We start from the raw sequence: 265 nt of genomic DNA, 5'->3' as shown, positions 1-265 counted from the left end.
CCTATGAGCCTATTTCATGGATACAAAGTGCGTTTACGGCAACCTCTGCGGTGACTGTAACTGGACTGGTTGTAGTGGATACCGGTTCAGTGTTTACCCCTTTTGGACAAGGCGTTATTGCGTTATTAATTCAACTGGGTGGTCTGGGGTTAATGACCTTTGCGGTTGTAACTTTAATGGCACTGGGTAATAAAGTTGGCTTTATTCAAAAAACAGTCACCAAAGCTGCTTTTAATCAAACAGATACATCTACGTTGGTCAATAC

The 265-nt window shown here is 42.3% G+C and carries 1 pseudogene; it reads left to right on the top strand.

The annotated features are described in order from the left end of the window. Positions 1–265 (top strand): annotated as a pseudogene (locus tag AAEY93_RS20700) (Ktr system potassium transporter B); the annotation flags it as partial.

Source organism: Shewanella sp. CAL98-MNA-CIBAN-0140 (assembly GCF_040309905.1).
Taxonomy (GTDB): domain Bacteria; phylum Pseudomonadota; class Gammaproteobacteria; order Enterobacterales; family Shewanellaceae; genus Shewanella; species Shewanella psychromarinicola.
Note: the sequence above shows the minus strand (reverse complement) of the source record. Positions and strands in the feature narration are given on the sequence as shown.